Origin of the sequence: Lactobacillus kullabergensis (assembly GCF_000967195.1) — a bacterium.
GTDB lineage: Bacteria > Bacillota > Bacilli > Lactobacillales > Lactobacillaceae > Lactobacillus > Lactobacillus kullabergensis.
The window spans coordinates 12,794-34,910 of the sequence record NZ_KQ033870.1; the positions used below are offsets into that span (position 1 = coordinate 12,794).

At 32.9% G+C, this 22,117-nt stretch carries 19 protein-coding genes and 1 tRNA gene; 16 read left to right on the forward strand and 4 right to left on the reverse strand.

The features are described 5' to 3' along the window. Positions 1–23 precede the first annotated feature (23 nt). Complete coding sequence (gene dnaB / locus JF76_RS00060; RefSeq protein WP_045927257.1) at positions 24–1,403, forward strand: replicative DNA helicase; 1,380 nt, start codon at positions 24–26, stop codon at positions 1,401–1,403. A 168-nt stretch (positions 1,404–1,571) separates the two neighbouring features. Beyond that, positions 1,572–1,730: a CsbD family protein gene (locus tag JF76_RS10170; protein ID WP_109585634.1), complete on the forward strand. Its 159-nt coding sequence runs from the start codon at positions 1,572–1,574 to the stop codon at positions 1,728–1,730. A 76-nt stretch (positions 1,731–1,806) separates the two neighbouring features. Here the strand turns inward: JF76_RS10170 and JF76_RS00065 are convergent, their stop codons facing one another. Beyond that, positions 1,807–3,006 carry a DUF2974 domain-containing protein gene (locus JF76_RS00065; RefSeq protein ID WP_045927258.1) on the reverse strand — a complete coding sequence of 400 codons (1,200 nt, stop codon included), beginning with the start codon at positions 3,004–3,006 and terminating at the stop codon, positions 1,807–1,809. 117 nt (positions 3,007–3,123) lie between these two features. Further along, positions 3,124–3,825 carry an MgtC/SapB family protein gene (locus JF76_RS00070; RefSeq protein ID WP_045927259.1) on the reverse strand — a complete coding sequence of 234 codons (702 nt, stop codon included), beginning with the start codon at positions 3,823–3,825 and terminating at the stop codon, positions 3,124–3,126. 154 nt (positions 3,826–3,979) lie between these two features. Here JF76_RS00070 and JF76_RS00075 point away from each other — a divergent pair. From JF76_RS00075 to JF76_RS00085, 3 genes are all read left to right on the forward strand, one after another. After that, positions 3,980–4,052: transfer RNA gene (locus JF76_RS00075), tRNA-Thr, on the forward strand. 319 nt (positions 4,053–4,371) lie between these two features. After that, positions 4,372–4,695, forward strand: coding sequence for a hypothetical protein (locus tag JF76_RS00080; protein ID WP_045927260.1), 324 nt, complete (start codon positions 4,372–4,374; stop codon positions 4,693–4,695). 456 nt (positions 4,696–5,151) lie between these two features. Further along, complete coding sequence (locus JF76_RS00085) at positions 5,152–9,831, forward strand: type ISP restriction/modification enzyme (protein WP_045927261.1); 4,680 nt, start codon at positions 5,152–5,154, stop codon at positions 9,829–9,831. Positions 9,832–9,965: 134 nt separating this feature from the next. Here the strand turns inward: JF76_RS00085 and JF76_RS00090 are convergent, their stop codons facing one another. Then, entirely contained in the window at positions 9,966–10,697 is a 732-nt protein-coding gene (locus tag JF76_RS00090) for a hypothetical protein (protein WP_045927262.1), read from the reverse strand. Positions 10,698–11,018: 321 nt separating this feature from the next. On the opposite strand from JF76_RS00090, the gene JF76_RS00095 reads away from it, so the two are divergent. The 11 genes from JF76_RS00095 to JF76_RS00150 all read left to right on the forward strand — a co-directional run bounded on the left by JF76_RS00095 (position 11,019) and on the right by JF76_RS00150 (position 21,210). Further along, positions 11,019–11,498: a hypothetical protein gene (locus tag JF76_RS00095; RefSeq protein ID WP_045927263.1), complete on the forward strand. Its 480-nt coding sequence runs from the start codon at positions 11,019–11,021 to the stop codon at positions 11,496–11,498. Then, positions 11,491–12,033: a hypothetical protein gene (locus JF76_RS00100; RefSeq protein WP_045927264.1), complete on the forward strand. Its 543-nt coding sequence runs from the start codon at positions 11,491–11,493 to the stop codon at positions 12,031–12,033. Before JF76_RS00095 ends, JF76_RS00100 begins: the two co-directional genes overlap by 8 nt. Then, positions 12,026–12,787 carry an ATP-binding protein gene (locus tag JF76_RS09865; RefSeq protein ID WP_052697025.1) on the forward strand — a complete coding sequence of 254 codons (762 nt, stop codon included), beginning with the start codon at positions 12,026–12,028 and terminating at the stop codon, positions 12,785–12,787. The genes JF76_RS00100 and JF76_RS09865 overlap by 8 nt, the downstream gene beginning before the upstream one ends. Positions 12,788–12,922: 135 nt before the next feature. Then, positions 12,923–13,717: a replication initiation factor domain-containing protein gene (locus JF76_RS00110; RefSeq protein WP_045927265.1), complete on the forward strand. Its 795-nt coding sequence runs from the start codon at positions 12,923–12,925 to the stop codon at positions 13,715–13,717. After that, positions 13,710–14,150, forward strand: a complete 441-nt coding sequence (locus tag JF76_RS00115; RefSeq protein ID WP_045927266.1) for a hypothetical protein — start codon at positions 13,710–13,712, stop codon at positions 14,148–14,150. The genes JF76_RS00110 and JF76_RS00115 overlap by 8 nt, the downstream gene beginning before the upstream one ends. A gap of 264 nt (positions 14,151–14,414) precedes the next feature. Continuing rightward, the gene (locus JF76_RS00125) at positions 14,415–15,467 is read left to right on the forward strand and encodes a tyrosine-type recombinase/integrase (protein WP_341853131.1); all 1,053 of its coding nucleotides are present in this window, start codon (positions 14,415–14,417) and stop codon (positions 15,465–15,467) included. A 563-nt stretch (positions 15,468–16,030) separates the two neighbouring features. After that, positions 16,031–17,083 (forward strand): Fic family protein, encoded by a 1,053-nt coding sequence (locus tag JF76_RS00130; RefSeq protein WP_244267913.1) that lies wholly within the window; start codon positions 16,031–16,033, stop codon positions 17,081–17,083. Positions 17,084–17,384: 301 nt separating this feature from the next. After that, positions 17,385–17,675, forward strand: a complete 291-nt coding sequence (locus JF76_RS00135; RefSeq protein ID WP_045927268.1) for a type II toxin-antitoxin system MqsR family toxin — start codon at positions 17,385–17,387, stop codon at positions 17,673–17,675. Between the two features lie 13 nt (positions 17,676–17,688). Further along, a complete protein-coding gene (locus JF76_RS00140; RefSeq protein WP_045927269.1) occupies positions 17,689–18,612 on the forward strand; it encodes a type II toxin-antitoxin system antitoxin SocA domain-containing protein in 924 nt (307 codons plus the stop codon). 546 nt (positions 18,613–19,158) lie between these two features. After that, a complete protein-coding gene (gene celB / locus JF76_RS00145; RefSeq protein WP_034978658.1) occupies positions 19,159–20,463 on the forward strand; it encodes a PTS cellobiose transporter subunit IIC in 1,305 nt (434 codons plus the stop codon). Positions 20,464–20,490: 27 nt separating this feature from the next. Further along, positions 20,491–21,210: a MurR/RpiR family transcriptional regulator gene (locus JF76_RS00150; protein ID WP_045927270.1), complete on the forward strand. Its 720-nt coding sequence runs from the start codon at positions 20,491–20,493 to the stop codon at positions 21,208–21,210. Between the two features lie 84 nt (positions 21,211–21,294). On the opposite strand, the gene JF76_RS00155 is transcribed toward JF76_RS00150, so the two are convergent. Next, positions 21,295–21,843: a hypothetical protein gene (locus tag JF76_RS00155; RefSeq protein ID WP_045927271.1), complete on the reverse strand. Its 549-nt coding sequence runs from the start codon at positions 21,841–21,843 to the stop codon at positions 21,295–21,297. Positions 21,844–22,117: the final 274 nt, after the last annotated feature.

Genomic DNA, 22,117 nt, shown 5'->3' on the forward strand with positions numbered 1-22,117 from the left:
TCTGAAAAAAGTGGGCGTGATTAATGGATAATATTGTCTCACAGCAGATACCGCATGACGATGAAGCTGAAAAAGCGGTTCTGGGCGCAATTTTTATAGATCCTGCTGCAATAGCTGATGCCAGTGCTGAGGTTCAGCCGGATGATTTTTATAAGAGAGCAAATCAGTTGGTTTTCCAGGCTATGCTTGATTTATCTGACCGTGAGGATGCAATTGATCCGTTAACGCTGCAGGATGAACTGACTAAGAAAAATCAGCTTGATGATATTGGCGGCATTGCTTATGTTTCTGAGCTGGCCATGGCGACTCCGACGGCTGCTCATGTCACTTATTATGCTAAAATTGTACACCGCAAAGCATTATTGCGGCGGCTTATTTCTGCCAGTCAAAAAATTATTACGAATGCAATGCAAGACTCCGATGATGTTACTGATATTTTAGATAACGCCGAAAGCGAGATTATGAATGTCTCATCGGAAAATAATGCGAATGGCTTTCGCAGTATCAAGGATATTGTTAATTCCACGATTGATGAAATTAACAATATTCCTGAAGATGGCAATATGGTTACCGGTTTGCCTACTGGTTTTGTCGAGCTGGATAAAATGACTACGGGTTTTCATGATGATGAACTGGTAATTGTGGCTGCTCGTCCCGGAGTGGGAAAGACTTCCTTTGCGCTTAATGTTGCCCAGTATGTTGGTTTGCATACTGATAAAACTGTGGCAATGTTTTCCTTGGAAATGAGTGGAGAACAGTTAGTGCAAAGAATGCTGGCTTCAGAAGGATTAATTAATTCGCAGCACTTGCGGACTGGCCAACTGGACGAAGATGAGTGGCCTAAGCTGGTTGCGGCATCCGGTTCTTTAGCAACAGCTAATATTTATATTGATGACACTCCAGGTATTAAGATGAGTGAAATCAGGGCTCAATCTCGCCGCTTAGCTAAAGAAAAAGGCAATTTAGGCTTAATTGTCATTGACTACTTGCAGTTGATTGAAGGTCCGCACAGTGAATCACGCCAGCAGGAGGTTTCCGCTATTTCACGGCAATTGAAGAAACTGGCTAAAGAACTTCATGTGCCGGTTATTGCCTTATCGCAATTATCGCGTTCAGTTGAACAGAGACAGGATAAAAGACCAGTTTTGTCCGATATTCGTGAGTCAGGTTCAATTGAGCAGGATGCCGATATTGTCTCCTTTCTTTATCGTGATGATTATTACCGTGATGAAGAAGAGGGCGAAGAAAATAAAGAGGTATCAGCTGAAGATGATAACGGTGAAGTGGAAGTTATCATTGAAAAGAACCGTTCTGGTAGCAGGGGCACAGTGAAATTAATGTTTTCTAAACCCTATAATCGCTTTTCGAACCTCGATTATAGTCATGATCAGCCTAACGAATAGAAATTAATAAAAGCCACGGTGTTTTAAAGGAAAACACTGTGACTTTTTGATTTATACTATATTTTAACAAAAAATAAGGCGTTTTTAATGACAATATTTCTACTAAATTGTACTATTAAGGTGTGAATAGCAAAATTTCGCTAATTTTTTGGGAAAGGACCGATTAAAATGGCTGATAAAGGTTTTAAAGACAAGGTAGCTGGTAAAGCTAAAGAAGTCAAAGGCAAAGTTCAACAAGCTGCCGGTGATGTCAAAGACAAAGCTCAAGAAGCTACTGAAAACGTCAAAGACAAAGTTGATGACGTTAAGGATAAAATGAAAAAATAATTGTTTAATTAACAAAAAAAGAGGCTGGAAAACTAAATGTTTTCCAGCCTCTTTTTTGGGTTACACATGAAACAATTTACCGTAATTTACGCTGGATGCTTTTTGGCAACTTGATATTGGGACGTTCCGGATCGTAAAATTCATAAAAGACTGGAGCTTTATTAGAATCATTACTTTTAGGATAAAGTTCATAGTTGCTGTTCATCAAAGGCAGAGTCATATTCTTTTTATATGAATTCCAGATGTTGCTTAGTACCTGCGTCAGCAATTTTCTTTCTTCGGATTCCAAGGATAAAAAGGCGCGGCCAAAGCGATAAGTTCCTACTATTTTATTACTGGTTAGCTGGTGTAATTCATCAATATCGTAATTTTCAAATGCCTCGAAAAGATCAGAAAAAGCATCGCTTCTTTCTTGATCAGGGATTGAATTATTAAAATTAATAAGAGCATGTCTGATAACACGACTGCCTGACGATAACCCGTCAGCCAGGGTAAAACTGTCGCGCCCTACTGACCAGCGGCGCGGATCATGTTGGTTGCGCATAGGCACAGTACTTTTAACAACCAGTACTTGTTCAGGATGATCCAGCATTGCACCAAAGATTGAGCCTTGAGGGATGTAGGTTTTCATTTTAGGCATAGAAGCAGTGAAGCCGGGACTTGTGTACACTTTATGGAAAAAGCCCGGCCCGTCAAAACTAATCGCTTTTATTACCCGTTTTTGTATTTCAGGGCTAACTGCACTTAAAGCAAATTGAGCAAAATTGCCTCCTTTTGAATGACCTAAGAGGTAAATTTGCTGTTCACTAAACTTATGTGCAATTTCAGTAAGATATTTAGCGGCCACTTCTTGACCATAAATTTCCGGTAAATAATTCATGCCCATATCTTCATTTAGACCGATCATGGTGCCGTCGGTTCCCCGAAAAGCAATAGCTATGGTGTTTGAATCAATAAAAAAGGTGACAGCAGTAAATTGTAACGGGTGAGGCTCCTTTTCCAGCCTGTCAGTCCAATCCAAAATTTTAATGTTGCCAATTCTAGGACTTTCTGGTAATAACATGACTTCAGTTGCTGTTTCGGCATACATTTGATGTTGAAAAGAAGGCAGCTTATACAGTTTTTCAGCTACTTCTCCTAAAGTATGACCAGTGGCAGAACTATCAGCTGGCAAATAAGCTATGGATGACAATAGCGAAGCATCTACACTGTTGAATGGTTTTTCTGAGAAGCTTAAGTCACCACGCCAGCGTAAATAATCAAGTGGTCCAGCCATATAAATTCTCCTTTCACAAAAAAGTTTATATCAATATTGTAGTGAGTTTGCTCAGTTAAGATAAAAATTATGCAAAAAAAACAATAGAATTAACTATTGCTTAAAAAGTAACTTGCTTTATTTATCTATACTGGCATAACTGATGCGCTTGATGTCAGGATACTTGCGCAGAGCCATAATGATATCGTTTTCATCAATATTATTGTTAATAATACCATCTACAAAAAAGATGATTCTTTCATCGCTGACAAAAAGTATTTTTACGGAAACATTTTCAACATGATTTGTCTCAAGCTCCTGTTCAATTATGTGCAGGATATCAGGCTTATTAACGGCTTCTATCTGGATATTAAACCTGATATGCATGATGATTTTATCAATTATGGTATCATCGTGAAACATCATCTGGATAACAAAGAGCAAGGCAGTTGCTAATATGCCAATAAAGTATAAACCAGAACCAATTGCCATCCCGATAGCAGCTGTTGCCCAGATACCAGCAGCAGTTGTCAAACCAGAAATCTGTTGCTTTTTAATTAAAATCGTTCCGGCGCCAATAAATGAAATACCTGAAACTATTTGCGCAGCAATTCTGGAAGGGTCCAAAGCAACGTCTGACATTTTTAATAAATCGCCAAAACCATACTTTGAAACTATCATAAATAGCGCGGAAGAAAAGGCAACTACAATATGTGTCCGCACTCCGGCACTTTTTCTTTGAATCGCACGTTCATAACCGATCAACGCTCCGCACAAAGAAGCTACTACAATTCTTAATAGCCATGGGAGTTCTGCGTTAATCGATGCTAAATTTGCCATTACATCCACTCCATTTCTAAATCTATTCTTATATTATACTCTTAAAAAAGCACGCCAAATGACAGTTATAACAAAAACTGGGAAAAAGTCAAAAAATGCTTGCGTAAACTTTTAGAATATGTTTTAATTAATATCGTTGTCGAGATATGACAATGCTGACTTAGCTCAGTTGGCAGAGCACGTCATTAGTAATGATGAGGTCGGAGGTTCGAATCCTCTAGTCAGCATTAATAAGAACGTTTAAGTCTTTCAGAAAAGCTTACAAAGCTTGAATTGAAAGGCTTTTTTATTACTTTGAACTAGAATGAAATTCTTTGAAATGATAGGAAATATATTGGAATAAACACATTTCAAACACACAGAAAATTTTTGTGTGCTTAAAAGTGTGTTTTGGTGAACACACGGAGTACTAAATATGTTGATACAGAGGGCTTTTTAGCCCTTTTTTTGTGTGTTTAAAATGTTGAAATTTCTAGTATATAATTAAATTATTGCCTTTTTAGATAATAAAGTTATCAAAATAGTAATTATGGAGGAATATTAAGTATGTCGAAATATAGGAAGTCAATAATTATAACTTTAACCATCATTGTAAGTATTCTGTTAATACCCTTCTATAGTGGAAAGAGGGTTTCAGCACATAGTTTTACTTGGTGGGCTAAGAAACCTAGAACTGTTGTTTTAACTAGAAGTCGTTATATTTATGAAATACAAGGGACTATACCTAGATATAAAAATTATCTTATCAGAAAGAAGAAGTTAAGGGCAGGGACGGTTATCAAAATTCATCATGTTGCTTCATATGATTGGATAGTTAATAAAAAGGACTTGCTAGTGGATATTACACTTCATATGGTAAGTTTTGGGTAATTATCGATAGTAAGACGGATTGGAAAGATCCATATTCAAAATATGAATGGTGGGATAAGTCTCTATTAGATGGAAGTCCTAAAAATGAATATAAATATTACAAGTTATCTTGGAAGCAAGTATGTAAATTAGATTCTCTTAGAGTTATGGATGTTAACTATGATGTAACTAAACAAGTTTGGAGTTCAAAAATTCAGCCTTTAATTAAAAAATGGAATTTAAAAGAAATACCTGAATCAAATTTATAAAACCAAAAGAGTCAAAGTATGGAAACTTTTTTCTTCAAAAATAGTTAATTGAGATTTTAGCATTTTGATTCTTGTTTTTTCAGAAACACACGGAGTACTAAATATGGCGATACAGAGGGTTTTTGACCCTTTTTTTGTGCTTAAAATTTCAAAATTTCTAGTATATAATTAAATTATTGTATTTAGAAAATTTAAGAGGAAATATGATATGGCTAGCTTTGATGAATTAGTAGAACAAATTGATAATAATATTGATAATCAACGAGATAGAGGTACGGCATTTGAAAAAATGGTGGTTGCCTATCTAGAAAATGAACCAGCCTATAAACAAAAATTTCAAAATGTTTGGATGTTAAATGAAGTACCAGCAGAATATAACATCTCTAAAAAAGATACAGGTGTAGATATTGTAGCCAAAGGCTATGATGATAAGCTAACAGCTGTTCAAGCCAAGTTTTATAAAGGTAAAGTTGATAAAAAAGAAATTGATTCATTTATTGCGGAGGCTGGTAAGAATTATTATGATTCTGGGATGCTAGTTTCATCCACAGATGAATTAAATAAGAATGTTGAAGAAACATTTGCTAAACAGACAAAACCATTTACTACTATTGGATTAAGTCAATTAAGAAATGCACACTTCCAATGGCAAAAATTTTCTTTTTCAAAAGAGAATAAGAATCTTTCCACCAAAAAGAAAAATCAACCAAGAGATTATCAAAATGAAGCAATAGCAAGAGCAGTAAAATACTTTAAAACAAATAGTAGAGGAAAACTGATCATGGCTCCAGGAACTGGAAAAACCTTTACTAGTTTAAAGATTGCCGAAGCTTTAATGAATGATCAACACAAACAAGAATTTAACGTCTTATATTTAGTGCCAAGTATTCAATTATTGTCACAAACTTTATTTTCTTGGAATGATAATGTTTCTGATGATATTCATATGACTTCATTTTCTGTTGTTTCAGATACTAAGGCTAATAAAAAGAAACAAAAAGACGATGATAATTTAGGTGCACAAGATATAGGCTTTGAGCCTACAACAAATGTTGAATCTTTAGTTAATAATTATAAATTTTCTGAAGCACATAAATTAAATAATGATATGAGGGTTGTTTTTTCAACTTATCAATCTATTGATGTTATTAAGAAAGCACAAGAAGCAGGGTATCCAGAATTTGATTTAATTGTTGCTGATGAAGCACATAGAACTACAGGTGCACAAGCATTAAATGAAGATAGTATATTTACCGAAGTACATTCAAATAATAATGTAAAAAGTAAATTACGTTTGTATCAAACAGCTACTCCAAAAATTTATGATCAAAATGCTAAGAAAAAAGCTAAAGAAAAAAGTATCGTTGTTTCTTCAATGGATGATAAGGATATTTATGGTGAAGAAATTTATCGTTTAGGCTTTGGAGATGCCGTTTCTAAAGGTATTTTGACTGATTATAAAGTATCTGTTTTGGCAATTAGCGAGAGCTATATTAACAAAGATATGCAGAAAATAATGTCTGCTGATAATCAATTGAAAGTAGATGATATTGGTAAAATTATTGGTGTTTGGAATGCAATGGTTAAACGTGATGGAATTACTGGCGAAATCACGGGAGCACCAATGAAGAGAGCTATTGCATTTAGTGATACTATCAAGCATTCAAAGATTATTGCAGATGAATTTAATCAAGTAGTTAATGATTATTTAGATTCAGATGATGATGCCAATATAGCAGAAGATAGTTTTCATGTAGATGTCCACCATGTTGATGGTGGTCTTAACTCTATGGAAAAGAATTCCCAAATTGATTGGCTTGGTAGTGATGATATTGAAGAAAATCATGCTCGGGTACTATCTAATGTTCGCTTCTTAACTGAAGGAATTGATGTGCCAAATCTTGATGCAATTATCTTCTTTAGTCCTAAAAAGTCTCAAGTAGATATTGTCCAGGCTGTTGGTAGAATTATGCGTAAATCAGAAGATAAACTTTATGGTTATATTATTTTACCAATTGTTGTCGCTGATGGATTAGATGCTAATATTGCTTTAGATAATGACAAAAAGTATAAGCAAGTTTGGCAGGTTCTTAATGCTCTTCGTTCAACTGATGAAAGATTTGATGCAGAAGTTAATACTCTTGATTTGAATAAGAAAAAGTCAGGACGTATTAATATTATTGGTGTTGATTCTAGCCCAGATGATACAGTTGATGAAGATACTCATAAAAGAGAAGAGATTTCAGAACAATTGGAATTTCCTTTACAGTATCAAGAAATGCAGAATGCATTTTATGGCAAAATTGTTCAACGTGTTGGTGATAGAAGATACCTAGAAGATTGGTCTAAAGATGTTGCAGATATTGCAAAAATGTATATTAGACGAATTAATGATCTAATAAAGAGTAACCAAGGAGCAAAATTAGCTTTCAACAAGTTTATTAAATCATTGAAATATAATATCAATGACTCAATTGATCAAGAACAAGCTGTTGAAATGCTTGCGCAGCACTTAATTACTGAGCCAGTGTTTGATGCTTTATTTGGCGAATATGACTTTGTTAGAAATAATGCTGTTTCTAAATCAATGAATGATATTATTTCTGCTTTTAAAGTCTTTGGCCTTGATAAAGAACAGGAATCATTAAAACCATTCTATGATTCTGTAAAATTGCGTGCTTCTGGTATTGATAATATTCAAGGTAAGCAAAAGTTTATTATTCAGCTATATAATAGTTTCTTTAAGACTGCTTTCCCTAAAGTTACTGATTCTATGGGAATTGTCTTTACTCCTGTAGAAGTAGTTGACTTTATTATTCATTCTGTTGATTGGGCATTAAATAAATATTTTGGTAAGTCACTAGCAAGTAAAAATGTTCATATTCTTGATCCATTTACAGGTACTGGGACATTCATTACCAGAACCTTGTATTATTTAAAAGAACAAATGGATGAAGGAAAAATTACTTACGATGATATTTTACGTAAGTACACACAAGAACTACATGCAAATGAAATTGTACTTTTAAGTTATTATATTGCTGCAATTAATATTGAAGCAGTATTCGATGAAATTAACGGACCAGATAGAGGTTATAAACCTTTTGAGGGCATTGTTTTAACTGATACTTTTGAAAGTACTGAGCGGGAAAACACATTAGATGATGATATGTTTGGTGCTAATAATAAACGTTTAAAGAAACAACAAGAAGTACCAATTACTGCGATAATAAGTAATCCACCTTATTCTGGACGTCAAAAAAATGAAAACGATAAGAACTCAAATATAAAATATCCTAAATTAGAAAAGTCAATAGAAAAAGATTACGTGAATACAAGTAATGCAGTAGCATCCCATGCTGTTTATGATTCATATATAAAAGCAATTAAATGGGCGAGCAATAGAGTCGGAGATAAAGGCATTATTGGCTTTATTACAAGTAACTCATATATTGATGGAAAAAGTTTAGATGGTTTTAGATATGGGCTATATAAAGAATTTGATAAAATTCTAATATTAGATTTAAAGGGGGCTTTACGTGGTAAAACAAAATTAGATTTAAAATCTGAAGGACAGAATATATTTAATATTTTAACTGGAGTAGCAATTATTATCCTTATTAAGGACGGTAGCGATAATCATGTATTAAAATATGGATCGATAGGTGAAGGATTATCAAGAAAAAATAAACTTTCACTATTAAGAGAGAAAATGAATATTTGTAATTTTCATTTGGAAAAAATAATTCCTAATAAGAATAATGAATGGATAAATCAAACCTATGATGATAAAAAATCGCCATATATTTATAATGATAACTCTGTTCAAGACGGATTCTTTTACACTAAGCAGTTAGGAATCAACTCTAAGCGTGATAAATGGGTATATAATTTTTCAGAACACGATCTTCAACGAAATATGCGCAAAACTATTGAAAATTATAATCTTGAAGTAAAAAAGAAAGAAAGAAATCCAAAATATGTTGCTACTGAAGATACGCAAAAAATTAGTTGGAGTTCAGAATTAAGAAAGAAGTATAAAAACAGAAAAGCACTTTCTTATCACAAAGAAAAAATAATTAAAGCATTATATCGACCATTTACTTTAAAATATTTGTACTTAGATAATGATTGGATTGCTAGACATGGGAATTGGGATGAATATAGTGGTCAATCCATGCTTATACTCCCAGGAAAGAGTAATAGGCGATCTTTTTCTATTTTGGTTTCTAAATATGTAATTGATCAAAACATGATGGATGCAGGTGCACAAACTTTCTTTATTCAAAATAACAGTGATGGATTATTAGAGACTACGAACTTTAATATTGCTTTATGTCAGAAATATGGATTGACATCAAAAAACTTTATTTACTATGTGTATGCATTGTTGGAGTCAAAAGAATATCGAAAATTATATCGAGGAAACTTGAAAAAAAGACTTCCACAAATACCATTAATTACAGAAAAGAAAAGATATATTGAAATAGGTAAAAAATTAATGAACCTACATCTAAATTATGAGTTGGTTCCGATTTATGATAAATGTGATATTACTTTTCACGGTGAGGCTGATTATAAAGTAAGGAAGATGAAGTTTGCTAAAAAAGTTAATGATCGTTCAACTATTATTTTTAACGATGATATAACTATTAAGAATATTCCTGAAAAGGCGTATGAGTATGTGGTAAATGGTCGTTCTGCAATTGAATGGATAATGGATCAGTATCAAGTTAAAACGGATGATAAGTCAGGTATTATCGATGATCCTAATGACTTTAGTGATGATCCTAAGTATATCTTTAACTTGTTATTGAGAATTATTAACGTTTCTGTTCAAACGGTTGATTTAGTAAATGAGCTTCCTAAGTTGGAAATAATCGAATAAAGTAAAAAAAGCATTGATAACAAATACTTGTGTTTAAGTACTAAATTATCAATGCTCTTTTACTATAATTTTTATCAAAAAATATTTTTTGATGGATAAGTCGTAAATCTATCGAAATATTCGACAGAAAATGCTTATAAAGGTTTTATTAAAGAGCTAAACTGTTCAAATGTACTTGTCAATGAGATAAGAAGTTTTTCTTCATACCAGTGAGTATTATTAAGAATTAGTCTTAATTGTTCTGCTGTAGTATTTGAATAATTTATTGCATTATGCTTTATAATTTCTGAATCTTGAATCGAGAAATAATTAAATGCAATATTAATTTCGTTCCTTAATATTTCACTGATAGATGAAGCATCCCATTCGTTAGGTCTAAAAGCAATGTTATGATTATTTGTAAATTGAGTTAATATCATGATTATTAATTTTGAATCTCTGATATAGGTTACTTGTTTAGATTTTTTGGCATAGTCTAAAAAATCTAAACCATCATCACCTTTATTTATTTGATCTATGATGTGTGTATAGCCTTTATTGGTTTTCATAAATCTTGTTAATTCGGAAATTGCTTGTAATCGAATGTATTGCTTGGTTTGGTATTGATCAATTAGGTAATTATTATTTAGTTTTGCTTCATCTAAATGCAATATTGGTAATAATAACTTTTTGTCAACATTGCTTAAATTTTTCTTTCCATTAGCTAAATTTAGTAATTGCTCTTTACTTGCCAATGTCTTATACAGTAATGGATAAGATGGGTAAGCTTGTTTAATGTTTTCAGAGTAATTATTACTAATTTTTTCCAAATCATTAATAACAATCGAGTAGGAGAGATTATTTAAAAAATTTATTTTTAGTTTCATTATTGTCCTTTGCTATGGTGACAAAAGACAGGTACCTGTCATGATGATAATTCATAAGATCTTAGTAATTATTTTGACAGTTACGAATTAAAATTTGTTGTTTTTTCAAAATGACCAAAAAATAAAAATAATTTTTAAATTAATCAGTAAAAAATAACTATTAAAAGGTATAAAATTTCAATAATTCAGCAAAAAACCACCATTTATTTGGTGGTTTTTCTTAGTTACTAACAAAACAAGTATTTCAATTTAATCTTATATGTATCAAGTGAAATACACCTGATTATATTTAGTTCATATTAATTAATGGAGGAAACCGAAATGGTACAAGATTTAAAGACGAAGATTAATGTAAGAGATGGTAAAGATTTATCGAACGATACTAATTATGTTCCAAGTACATTTGCTAAAGTTCATGTTTCTAAAACTTCTCCCATTCAGAGTAGATTAGATCAAGGACTTAGAGATATTATTGGATCTAGCTTTCTTCTAGTTGGGATTGAAAAGCAAAATAGTGTTGATCGTGGTACAGGTGAGGTTCACACAGCTACTATTTATACTGTAAGAATTATTTCTAGAAAAGCTAAAGCCTTTAGGGAACTCATTCAGATTAAGGTTAAGGATTCCAAGCCAATTGTTAAGCAAGAGGAAATAGACCTCGTAATGATGCAACAGTCTAAACCAATTATCCTACGTTTTGAGAATGTGGCACATTACGCATACATGGGAGGAGAAACTCTTAATGCAACTGGTGTAGATCGCTTAAACGTTAACATAAAGGATGCGATGAATTATGAGTAGTCACCTAGTCACGATCGATGGTAGGTATCCGTTAGGTATTAGTCCATGGACATATGGATCAGTAACTCTATTCTGGAAGTTTATTGTTTTTCTGATCTGGATTGCATTAACTTTCAATAATGAAGCTAATTTTTTGGTGGCTACAATAGTTGCTATTTTTCCAGAATTTACATTTTTATTGTATTTAATAAAACGCAATAAAGACTATGGGTGGATTATTACACCAGTAATTAATACTATGCAGACAGCAGGCATGCTTAAAGAAGCCAAACCATTATATAGGATGATCTTTGGTTACAATAAAATAGAAGTAGCCCCTACGTTCTATTTGGATTCATTTAAAAACGGTGAGTATACCTTGTCTTTTGAACCTAACAGCTGTCCTAATGCTACTGTTGATCTTCTTCCTATTTTACAACAGGAAATAAAAGGATATGAAATAACTCCTAAACATGGTTTAAATAAGCTATACATAATTCGAAAAAGAAAAATTAAAGGTAAGGTTCTAAACAATGAGGACTTCTTTTGTGATTGATAATGTTGAATTAAATATAAGGGGCTCAACAGGCTCCTTAATCGTAGGTAAACCAGGTTCTGGAAAGTCTGTGTTAACTTCATTGATGGCTTTACAACTAATGAAAGTAGGAGCATTAAGTTTTTTTATTGATAATAAGAAATCTGATTTTTATTCATTAAATACAATATTAGGTTCATCAAGGGTTGTATCAACTCCAGGTCAAACGGCAAAGATACTTAGAATTCTTACAGATTTTATGGATAAAAGCTATGAAACTCATCAATCGCATTGGGGATGGGATTGGGTTGATTACAATCTTAGACCGATTGTCGTGATTTTTGACGAATTTTCAGCTACATTAACTGAAGCAGATAAAGCAACGGCTAATGAAATTATCAAGTATTTAAAACAGATTATCTTTAAAGCTCGTCAAATGGGAGGAATATATCTTATCTTAGCAAGTCAGAGATTAACGGCTGATGTGTTGGAACGAAACATATCTTCAGAATTTTCAACGCGAATTGGGATGCAGAATTTAGATCGAGTTAGTCTAAACCTTGCATTTCCAGGTTGTAATTTAGACGAAATTCCTGTTATTGAAAATATACCGGGTCACGGTCTAATGTATGATGATCATTTTGATACTATGATCCCACAACCATTTGTAGCTCCTGATATGAGTAATGTTGATGTACCTTTAGTAGTAAAGAAATTAGATGAAAGAAATAAGTTTAATAATTTTGCTAAAGAGAGTTATTGGCCATGGAAATAATAGTCAAATTTGCGCAAGTGAGCTGCAAAAATGGCCGGCGATAGCCGACCAAGTGGAACGATTTTTAGCGGAGCGCACAGCTCACACCCGCTGTAGTAATACGGGTAATACGGGTGTAGTGACGGTTATTATGATATGAAAGCATTAAAAAACGTAAAGATTGACCAGATACGCTTCACAGTACCTATAGTAGAAGACAAATTAAAAGATACAGATGAGCCTAGTATTATTAAAGCTATTAATCGATATTTCAAGTTTAGATTAATATTCAATAACCCTGTAAAAAAACTAACTGGTAAAAATGGATATACAAATTCTATTCTATGGGGTTCTAATGAACAAGGTGGATTAATATCCATCATGTATAACCCTAATCGGATTGATATGGGGGTAATGATCGATTTTACTTCTTCTGGAAAGTTATTATATGAATCTTTATGTCAACTAAATAGTATAGAGGTGAATTGGCGAAAAATAATTACAGCTATCTATCAACGCTATCATGGACATACAACAAGAATTGATGTAGCAATTGATCTAATCAATAAAGGATATTCGGTTAATACCATCTATCAAAATCTGAAAAATGGAAAATACGTGTTTATCAATCCTAGGAATCAAAAGATTAACTCTAATCGTATTCAACATATCGGAACCAGTGATGTAGTAAACACAATATATGTGGGGAGTAGATTTTCAGATTCCTATCTACGAATTTATGACAAAAAAACAGAACAACTATCTAAACAAGGTATGTTTCACACTTTGGCTAATAGTTGTGATGATTGGGTTCGAGTAGAAGGTGAGTTTAAAAATCGTGAATGTCATCAGATAGGTGCAATTGTATCGACTTTAACAACAGATAATATAGGACCGTATCTAGTGAATTATGTGAATAAGCACTGGAAGTTAGTGGTTAATAATGACTAAGAAAAAAGATGAATATCAATTAACACCTTTTTGGCAAGAAATCGCTGATATTACTCAAGAACCAGATTTTCAAGGAGAAGGACAAGGTATAAAGGTAGATGGTGATTCTTTCATTTACAACAAATTACTTACTTTCCTCTATCGTGGAGCAGTTGGCACGTTATATGAAATCAAAGAGGCGTTAGGAAAAGAGCAGTTAGATTTATTTCTAAACTATATTTATTTTTACATTAATAATAGTGAAAAACCAGGTCATTATTATCCATCACAGTTAGTTAGAAAACAGATAGAAGAAATCAAACAGACAAAGGATTTATTTGATCTCAAAGATACTTTAAATGAGATTAGTAGGTTAGAATTTGAAAAACATGGCGTGAAAAATGTAAAGGGGTGGTTATCTGATGAAAGCAGAGGAGAGACAAAATCTACTTAATCGTAGAGCACTCGCAAAAGCGCTTGGGTTAAGTGAAACAACACTTTGGCGTGTAATCAAGAGTAATCAAGAAATTGCTCGACAGAACAAGTTAAGAAAGTGCCCAACACACCGTAATTATGCTGGTGGTAGGAAGTATTATTTGGTGGATGAAGTGCAATCGTGACTTGATTATATCAATAAATTCAGTTTGAAAAAGCACTGCTAACCAGCATATAATTAAGGAGTATCACATTAGTACTCCTTTTTAATTAGGAGAAACAAATGTCAATTTTAAAAATTAAGAAGGGACCTCAAGAAGGAAAGTATCGAGTTAGAATTCAACCAGTTGATCCAATTACTGGTAAACGTGTCACAATTCCTGTTGAATATGCTGATACACGTAAAGAAGCTAAAGCTATAGAAAAAGCTATGTGGAATGAGTACAAAGCTAACATTCATTTAGGTGAAGCTGATGCAGTCTTTGCAGATTCGTTTCAACGGTATGTTAATCAAAGAGCTAATTCAGTTAGTCCAGTAACTTTGAAGAACTGGCAAGATTCAGCGAATGCTTTTAAAAAATATTTTGGTAAAGCAAAAATCAAAAATATTACTACAGCTTTAGTTTCACGTTATGCAGATGATTACGTATCTAAGCATAAGGTAACAGTTAGCAAATCTTCTACAATAGCTAAACGATTAGTTCACATGAGAAACTTCTTTAATTCGATTAAAGGAATCAGTGAAAATCCAGTACCTGAAGCACCGTTAAAAGTTTTTTTCCGTAAAAGCGAATTTTCAATCTCCAAAGATTGGTACATTTTTACAGATGATCAATTAAGGAAAATTCGAGAGCTTATTCAAGATGATTTGGAACATAGTTCCGTGATGAATTGGGGAAGTAAGTTAGCAATATTGATTGAAAGTTACACAGGGATGCGTATTGGTGAACTTCAAGCAATTAAGTTTAGTAATATTGTTTTTGAGAATAATGTGTGGAATTTAAAAATTAACGATAGTTGGTCAGATTATCTTAATGATTTCAATGGTAGCCTAAAGGCTAGACCTAGGGGAGCTTATAGAACCTTATTACCTTTACCTGAACATATAGTTCTTTTACTCAAGCGTTACCAAGATAAACAAGCAAGTTTTATTAAAGAGCATGAATTAGACAATTCACAAGATTTAATCTTTATTAATTTGCATAACTATAAGAGTATCTCAGGCAATCAGCCGATTAAGCAAAAAAGCATGAATGATATGCTGAGAGAAATTTGTAAAAAATTAGATATTCACGCAGGTGATAAACGTTCATACCATATGTACGAAATTAGCTAATACTCCAGGGATGTCATATCCATGGGCAGCTGAAAAAATGGGACACTCCTTACAGATGTTTATGAATACATATGTTGGTGTTAACCCTGACATAGATAAACAAATGACACAACTATTAATAGGATAAAATTTTCAAAATGTGTTTATTAAAAGCACATTCAAAGTAAGTAAAAGGCTAACAAACGTTGACATAATAGGAAGAAACTAGATCAAACTAAGAACTTCTAGTCAGCATTCAGAAGAGTAAAATTAGTAAAATAACCTTGATATATCAATATTTTCTGTTGGTAAGTTAAGGTTATTTTTTGTTTATTAAAGATAATTATGCACACAATACGGAACACATTTTTAGCTGTGTTCCATGCAAAAACTTTTAGGTAGGCACTATGGCTGATATAACGGTATTTATAACCCTTTTTTTGTGTAGTAATAAATATTTTTCGGTGTAAAAACAAATTTACGGTGCAAAATAATTAAATTTTGCACTGATAAACTTTTAAATACACTGATACTTGGTATAAAATATATAGGAAGAAACTAGCTTATAAAGGAGACATAATATTTTGAAAGTTTTTGATTATCAAACTTTAAATGGTTTGAAAGTAACCACGAAGATGATTGAAAAACTCAATCTGATCTATGAGTTCAAAGGTAAAACGAATCATATCTCCTTAAAGTCGAAAGACACAATGGATAAGTTATTGATGGTAGCAAAGATTGAGAGTACAGACTCATCAAATCGAATTGAAGGAATTGCAACAAGTGATGCACGGCTTAAGAAATTAATGGATCAAAAAACGACTCCGAAAAATCGGAGTGAAGAAGAGATCTCTGGCTATCGTGATGTTTTAGCAGTAATTCATGATAATTATAAATATATCAAGATTACGCCCAATAATATATTGGCATTGCATAAGCAATTATTTGATTTCACTGAAAGCAGTTGGGGAGGTCAATTTAAGGATATTGATAATGAAATTATTACTACCTTTGCAGATGGTCATAAAGAAACTCGCTTTACTCCACCACCAGCTTGGATGACACCCAAATTAGTCCAAAGTTTATGTGAAACTTATAATGATGCAATTTGTGATAATTCTCTTCCGCCATTAATATTGGCGGCAGCATTTATGTTGGACTTTGTATCAATTCACCCATTTAGAGATGGCAATGGCAGAATGTCACGCTTGTTAATGTTACTTGAATTACAACAATTAGGCTTCGGAGTTGGTAAGTATATTAGTTTGGAACGTTTAATTGAAAAAACCAAGGCGCAATATTACCAGACTTTGTTAGAAAGTTCAGGAAAAGGATGGATTAATAATGAAAACGATTATGGACCATACGTTGACTACTTTTTGAGTATCGTATTGCAAGCTTATCGTGAATTAGATTCAAGAATTGACATCACTGGTGATACGGAAAGGGATCCGGAATCATTGCTATTGAGTAAAATTACTAATAGTTTAAAACCGCTATCTAGACAGGAACTAATGAATTTAGTGCCTCAATATGGTGAAAGTACCATTAAGCATGCTTTAGCCAAGTTGCGCAAAGAAAGAAAAATAGATTTAGTAGGCAAAGGAAAGGCAAGTCGCTATATTGCCAATGACTAAAGCAGTGTAATAAACAAGTTATCGGTGCAGAATTTAATTAAATTTTGGCTCTTTGCCAAACATCCTAAATAGGAAGCAGATAGAAGTATGACAATATTTTTATCTGCTTTTTTATACTTAAAGTTGAAGTTGAGGTCGCCAACAGGATAAATTATAGAGTCGTAGAAGAGATAGGGCAACGTTGTCTCTATCTCCTCTTTTTTTCGAACCTGTATAGAACTACAAAGTATAATATTTGCTAGTTGCTACTGATTAGTAGTAGATGCTATAATAATGTAGAAATGATATTTGGAGGTTTGTAATGGAAGTTGCTGAGGCATTAGCGAGGCTAAAATTCTTGGTGAAGCATGATCATTTTCAAATGGTTCAAAGAAGAGACAAAATGGCAATGCCAGTTTCAGTAACTTTGGCGAAAGAAATAGTTAAACAGTTGTCGATCAGTGATTTTGTCAAACATGAACCGAATAGAAGTAATCCATTACAATTTGTCTGGGTATTTAAAACAAGCGATGGCCAAACTTACTACATTAAATTCGTATTTACTGAAGACAATCAAAAAGTAGTATTTATTAGTTTCCATCTTGATTATTAAAGGAGGGGTTTATATGGCTTACCAAAAGGATTTCACTACTATTTATACTATTGCTGGACATAAGTATACAGTAACAGCACCAGCTCTTTTTGACAGTAAAACCAATGAACTGATTCCAGATAAGGCATTAGATGATCAAGCTGCCGAAATTGCCCGTCAAAAATATCGTGACGAAATGGGTCTATTGTCACCAAAAGAAATAAAACAATATCGAGCTAAAGTTGGATTAACACAACGTAATTTAGCAGAATTAACCGGATTAAGTCCAAATACGATTGCTCTTTACGAAGCGGGTGCATTTCCAACAAAGGCTAATAATAGGTTGTTAAAAGCTCTCATAAAAAGCGATAATGTACTTGAACAATATATTTCTGATGAGAAGAATAAATATTCTGATGAATTGATAGCAAAAGTTAATTCCTATTTGAACCATAGTGATAGTGTTGTGGAATCACAACCTGAGCAGCCTAAGTTCACTGCTGTGCAGTTAGCCAATTGGTTTCGAGTTGAAAATTATTTTGAGTGGGATAATGATTTGAATATTGATCCATTAACGCAAATGAAAGTCAATAAGCTTCTCTATTTTGCATATGGTAGATTTTTAGCTAAAACTAGAAGTAGACTGTTTTCTTCTCCTATTATTCATTTACAATATGGTCCAGTAATAACTGAAGTACATAAAAAGTTTAATGGTAAGCGTGTTTTAGATATTGATAAACCAGACAAAGAGGCCATGGATGACTATAACCTGGTTTCTAAAGATAGTGAGATTGTCGATTTATTAGATAAGGTTAATGAGGATTACATTAATTACAATGCTGCTCGATTAAGTAAGAAGACTCATCGACCTGGATCACCATGGGATTTAACTCCAGATCGAGGGATAATTAAAGATCAGTTGATTTTTGATTCGTTTAAACGAGGAGTAGAAGAATAGTTTAAGAAAAAACAAATAATAAGTGTCCTAATTTGGGGCTCAATGCATTTATTGAGTTGTAGTATCAGTCTTTTGCTTAAAATATAACTGAGCTAACCGCCTTAAAAGAGGCTGCTTAAAATTCAGAGAAGAGGTCTTGTTTACAAGTCCTCTTTTTTATATCCAACACTATAACGTGAATGAATTAGTCGCGTGCAAGAAATTGTTGTAGAAAGCGGAAGAGCCTTAAGCAATGTAAAAAACAGATTTTTTTGTCTTGAAAAGTTGTTAAACAGCCGGTGGCTACAGCTGCAGTTCATAGGAAATAATGCCGCCAAAAACGAATTAGAAAAAATTAAAATCTCAAGCATGCTTAATAGTGAAAATAGGAAAATATAAATATCATTCATTTAAACTCTATAATTTTTTGCGAGCCATAATTATTAAGTTTTTAGAGCCTTTTTGAAACATGTTTCATAAAAAAGTTGACTTTTTGAAACAAAATGATTATATTTATATGTAAGCGATTGCATAATTGCTTTTAAACTAGTAGTAGGAGTGAGGAAAATGTCTGAGAAAAAAGAAAATAATTTTCTTAACGAAAAATTGATTCCTTTTTTTAACAAAATATCTAGTGCCAGACACATGGTAGCATTGCGTGATGGGATGACAGCTGCTGTACCAATGATCATTATTGGTTCAATTTTTATGATTATTGGTCAATTTCCCGTTAAAGGCTATTTAGACTTTATGGCCAGTATTTTTGGTCCAAATTGGTCTAATGTAGTACAGTATATTACCAATGCGTCATTTCATATTATGGGGTTAGTGGCTGTAGCCGGTATTTCATACAGTTTGGCCAGAAGCTATAAAAATATTGATCCATTTTCAGCAATGATTGTAGCGATAGGAGCTTTTATCTTAACAATTCCAATGCAAGTTGGAAAAGATGGCGGATTGCTAATCCCTCTGAATCAATTTGATTCATCAGGGTTATTTACCGCATTGCTAGTTGGGTTATTTGTTACTGACTTGTATGTTTGGTTGATGCATAAAAATTTGGTCTTTAAAATGCCAGATTCTGTCCCGCCAGCCGTAAGCAATTCATTTGCTGCACTATTTCCGGGAGCAATCTCATTATTTGTAGTTTGGTTAATCAGACTTGGAGTTGAAGCTACTCCAATGAAGAGCATCCCAAATGTGATTACTTTCTTCTTACAAGCACCAATGAGTAAAGTTACCAATACTTTAGGCGGTGCGATCGTAATTGAATTAGTAGTATGTATACTATGGTTCTTTGGTATTCATGGTGCTAACGCAATTTCTGGTGTTATTGATCCAGTATTATATGCTGCATTAAGCGTAAACTACACGGCTTTTAAGGCCAACAAGCCTCTTCCTAATATTATTACCAAAACTTTTTTTGATAATTTTGTCCGAATAGGTGGTTGTGGTGCTACACTCGGTTTTGTTATTTTAATGGTTTTTGTTGCTAAAGACCAGGAAATGAAGGCATTGGGGAAAATTTCAATCGGTCCAGCTATTTTTAACATTAACGAGCCGGTGGTCTTTGGTACACCTATTGTATTAAATTACCGTATCATTATTCCGTTTATCTTAGCACCAATGGCCAATATCATTGCAACTTACACTGCAATGAAAATGGGCTGGGTAGCTAAAACGATTGGAATATATCCACCTTGGACAACACCGCCAATTTTATCCGGAATTCTTTCCACGGGACATATTTCCGGCGGAGTGATGCAATTGTTTAACATCGTAATGGATACATTGATATATTATGGCTTCTTTAAGAGTATGGATAATGCTAAACTAAAAGCTGAAAAAGAAATGGAGCAGGCAAAGGCTTAAATTAAAAATCTAAATTGAGGTATAAAAATGCATACAAAGCAGAAACTGACAGCAACACAATTGCAAATATACAATTATATTGTAGCTAATAAAAGGAAAGTAAAAGATATTACTTTACGTGAGCTTGCTGGTATTCTGTCCGTTTCACCTGCTTCTGTAGTACGAAGCTTAAAAGCTTTAGGCTACAAACATTACTACGATTTACAAAATGAAATTAAAGAAGAGTTGAACAGAAATAAAGTAGTTGATGATATTACTTATCAAGCACAATATTATTTTTCGCAAGATTTTTTAACCGATTATGACCAAAAGATTGCTGATTTTAAAAAAATTGCCAGCAAGACAAAAGATTTTATCTTTTTTGGAATAGGATCCTCTGGTGACTTGTGTGAATATGGTGCCCGGCAGTTTGTTAATAATGGGCGAAATGCTTTTGCAATTGGCGATCCCTATTATCCAGTAGAGCTAAGCCGGGATTTATTTCATGGTAAAACTGTTATTGTGCTCTCAGTAAGTGGTGAGGGTCAGCCGACTATTGATCAGGTAAAAAATTTTCGGCAATTAGGTGCAACAATTGTCAGTATTACTAATAATGAAGATAATACGATTGCGCATTTGTCGGATTTAAACTTTGCTTATCATCTAGAATTTAAAATTATCGGTCAAACTATTAATTTAACTACTCAGGTTCCAGTTGTATATTTGCTTGAACGATTATCGCGGGCGCTAAACACTACAGGACAATAAATTTTATATCAAGCATAATAAAACAGTTAGAAATAATAACACAGGAATTACTTCTAACTGCTTTTTGTTAGTAGTTTTAAATCATTAATCTAAATTATAGACGATTTTAAAGTCAAAGTCTTTATAGTGAGTTTTCTTGAACTTTTTAGCTAATTTGGGGCTGCGATACCAATGAACGTCTTCACTTTCAAAAGTGTCTCCATGTGCGATAGCATATCCCAAAACCGAATTTCCTTTTAACTTGGCTACACTGTAGTATTCGCCTGTTGAGTCTGGTTGCATGGTTATCCTGTTTATGCCGTACCACGTATGACCTTTAACTTTTGTGGTTTCAGAACGATAAATCCAGTTTTTATTCTTTTTACTAGATTCAGGAAAAACCTTAGGTTGTTTGTGTAAGTAGCGTATGTGTTTGCCTTTTGTATCGTAAGTGATTTCCTTATTTTTAGTAAAAGTCTTTTTCAAGATTTTCTTCTTATTGAAATAAGCGTACCAGGTTCCACGCATCTTTTTGGGAAAAGTGGTTGTATTGGTTTTTGCTTGCACAGTACTTACAGAATTATGCGCTATACCAAAACCGGCAACCACACTAATTAGTGCTAATAATGTAATGATTTTTTTCTTAAATTTCATTTTTACCTCCCAATTATTACTACTACTGCCCATTATATACTGCCCATTAATAATAAAAAATAGTACTGATATTTTTTAGCTTTGACCAGCTCATTTATGTGCGCAATGGATCATTCTGTTAGTAAGTTGAATATAGATTTAGGCAAACAAGCAAAAATTTATATACTATAAATTAAGTATTTTTTAAGAAAATTAACTCCTGCTTTGTGCTAAAACAGATATAAGTCCAGTACGTGATGCTAGAAAAATAGTCAAAATAATTTTTTATGCGGGA

Coding starts and splice junctions, on each gene's coding strand:
- dnaB (WP_045927257.1), top strand. CDS start 24: ATGGATAATATTGTCTCACAGCAGATACCGCATGACGATGAAGCTGAA.
- JF76_RS10170 (WP_109585634.1), top strand. CDS start 1,572: ATGGCTGATAAAGGTTTTAAAGACAAGGTAGCTGGTAAAGCTAAAGAA.
- JF76_RS00065 (WP_045927258.1), bottom strand. CDS start 3,006: ATGGCTGGACCACTTGATTATTTACGCTGGCGTGGTGACTTAAGCTTC.
- JF76_RS00070 (WP_045927259.1), bottom strand. CDS start 3,825: ATGGCAAATTTAGCATCGATTAACGCAGAACTCCCATGGCTATTAAGA.
- JF76_RS00080 (WP_045927260.1), top strand. CDS start 4,372: ATGTCGAAATATAGGAAGTCAATAATTATAACTTTAACCATCATTGTA.
- JF76_RS00085 (WP_045927261.1), top strand. CDS start 5,152: ATGGCTAGCTTTGATGAATTAGTAGAACAAATTGATAATAATATTGAT.
- JF76_RS00090 (WP_045927262.1), bottom strand. CDS start 10,697: ATGAAACTAAAAATAAATTTTTTAAATAATCTCTCCTACTCGATTGTT.
- JF76_RS00095 (WP_045927263.1), top strand. CDS start 11,019: ATGGTACAAGATTTAAAGACGAAGATTAATGTAAGAGATGGTAAAGAT.
- JF76_RS00100 (WP_045927264.1), top strand. CDS start 11,491: ATGAGTAGTCACCTAGTCACGATCGATGGTAGGTATCCGTTAGGTATT.
- JF76_RS00110 (WP_045927265.1), top strand. CDS start 12,923: ATGAAAGCATTAAAAAACGTAAAGATTGACCAGATACGCTTCACAGTA.
- JF76_RS00115 (WP_045927266.1), top strand. CDS start 13,710: ATGACTAAGAAAAAAGATGAATATCAATTAACACCTTTTTGGCAAGAA.
- JF76_RS00125 (WP_341853131.1), top strand. CDS start 14,415: ATGTCAATTTTAAAAATTAAGAAGGGACCTCAAGAAGGAAAGTATCGA.
- JF76_RS00135 (WP_045927268.1), top strand. CDS start 17,385: ATGGAAGTTGCTGAGGCATTAGCGAGGCTAAAATTCTTGGTGAAGCAT.
- JF76_RS00140 (WP_045927269.1), top strand. CDS start 17,689: ATGGCTTACCAAAAGGATTTCACTACTATTTATACTATTGCTGGACAT.
- celB (WP_034978658.1), top strand. CDS start 19,159: ATGTCTGAGAAAAAAGAAAATAATTTTCTTAACGAAAAATTGATTCCT.
- JF76_RS00150 (WP_045927270.1), top strand. CDS start 20,491: ATGCATACAAAGCAGAAACTGACAGCAACACAATTGCAAATATACAAT.
- JF76_RS00155 (WP_045927271.1), bottom strand. CDS start 21,843: ATGAAATTTAAGAAAAAAATCATTACATTATTAGCACTAATTAGTGTG.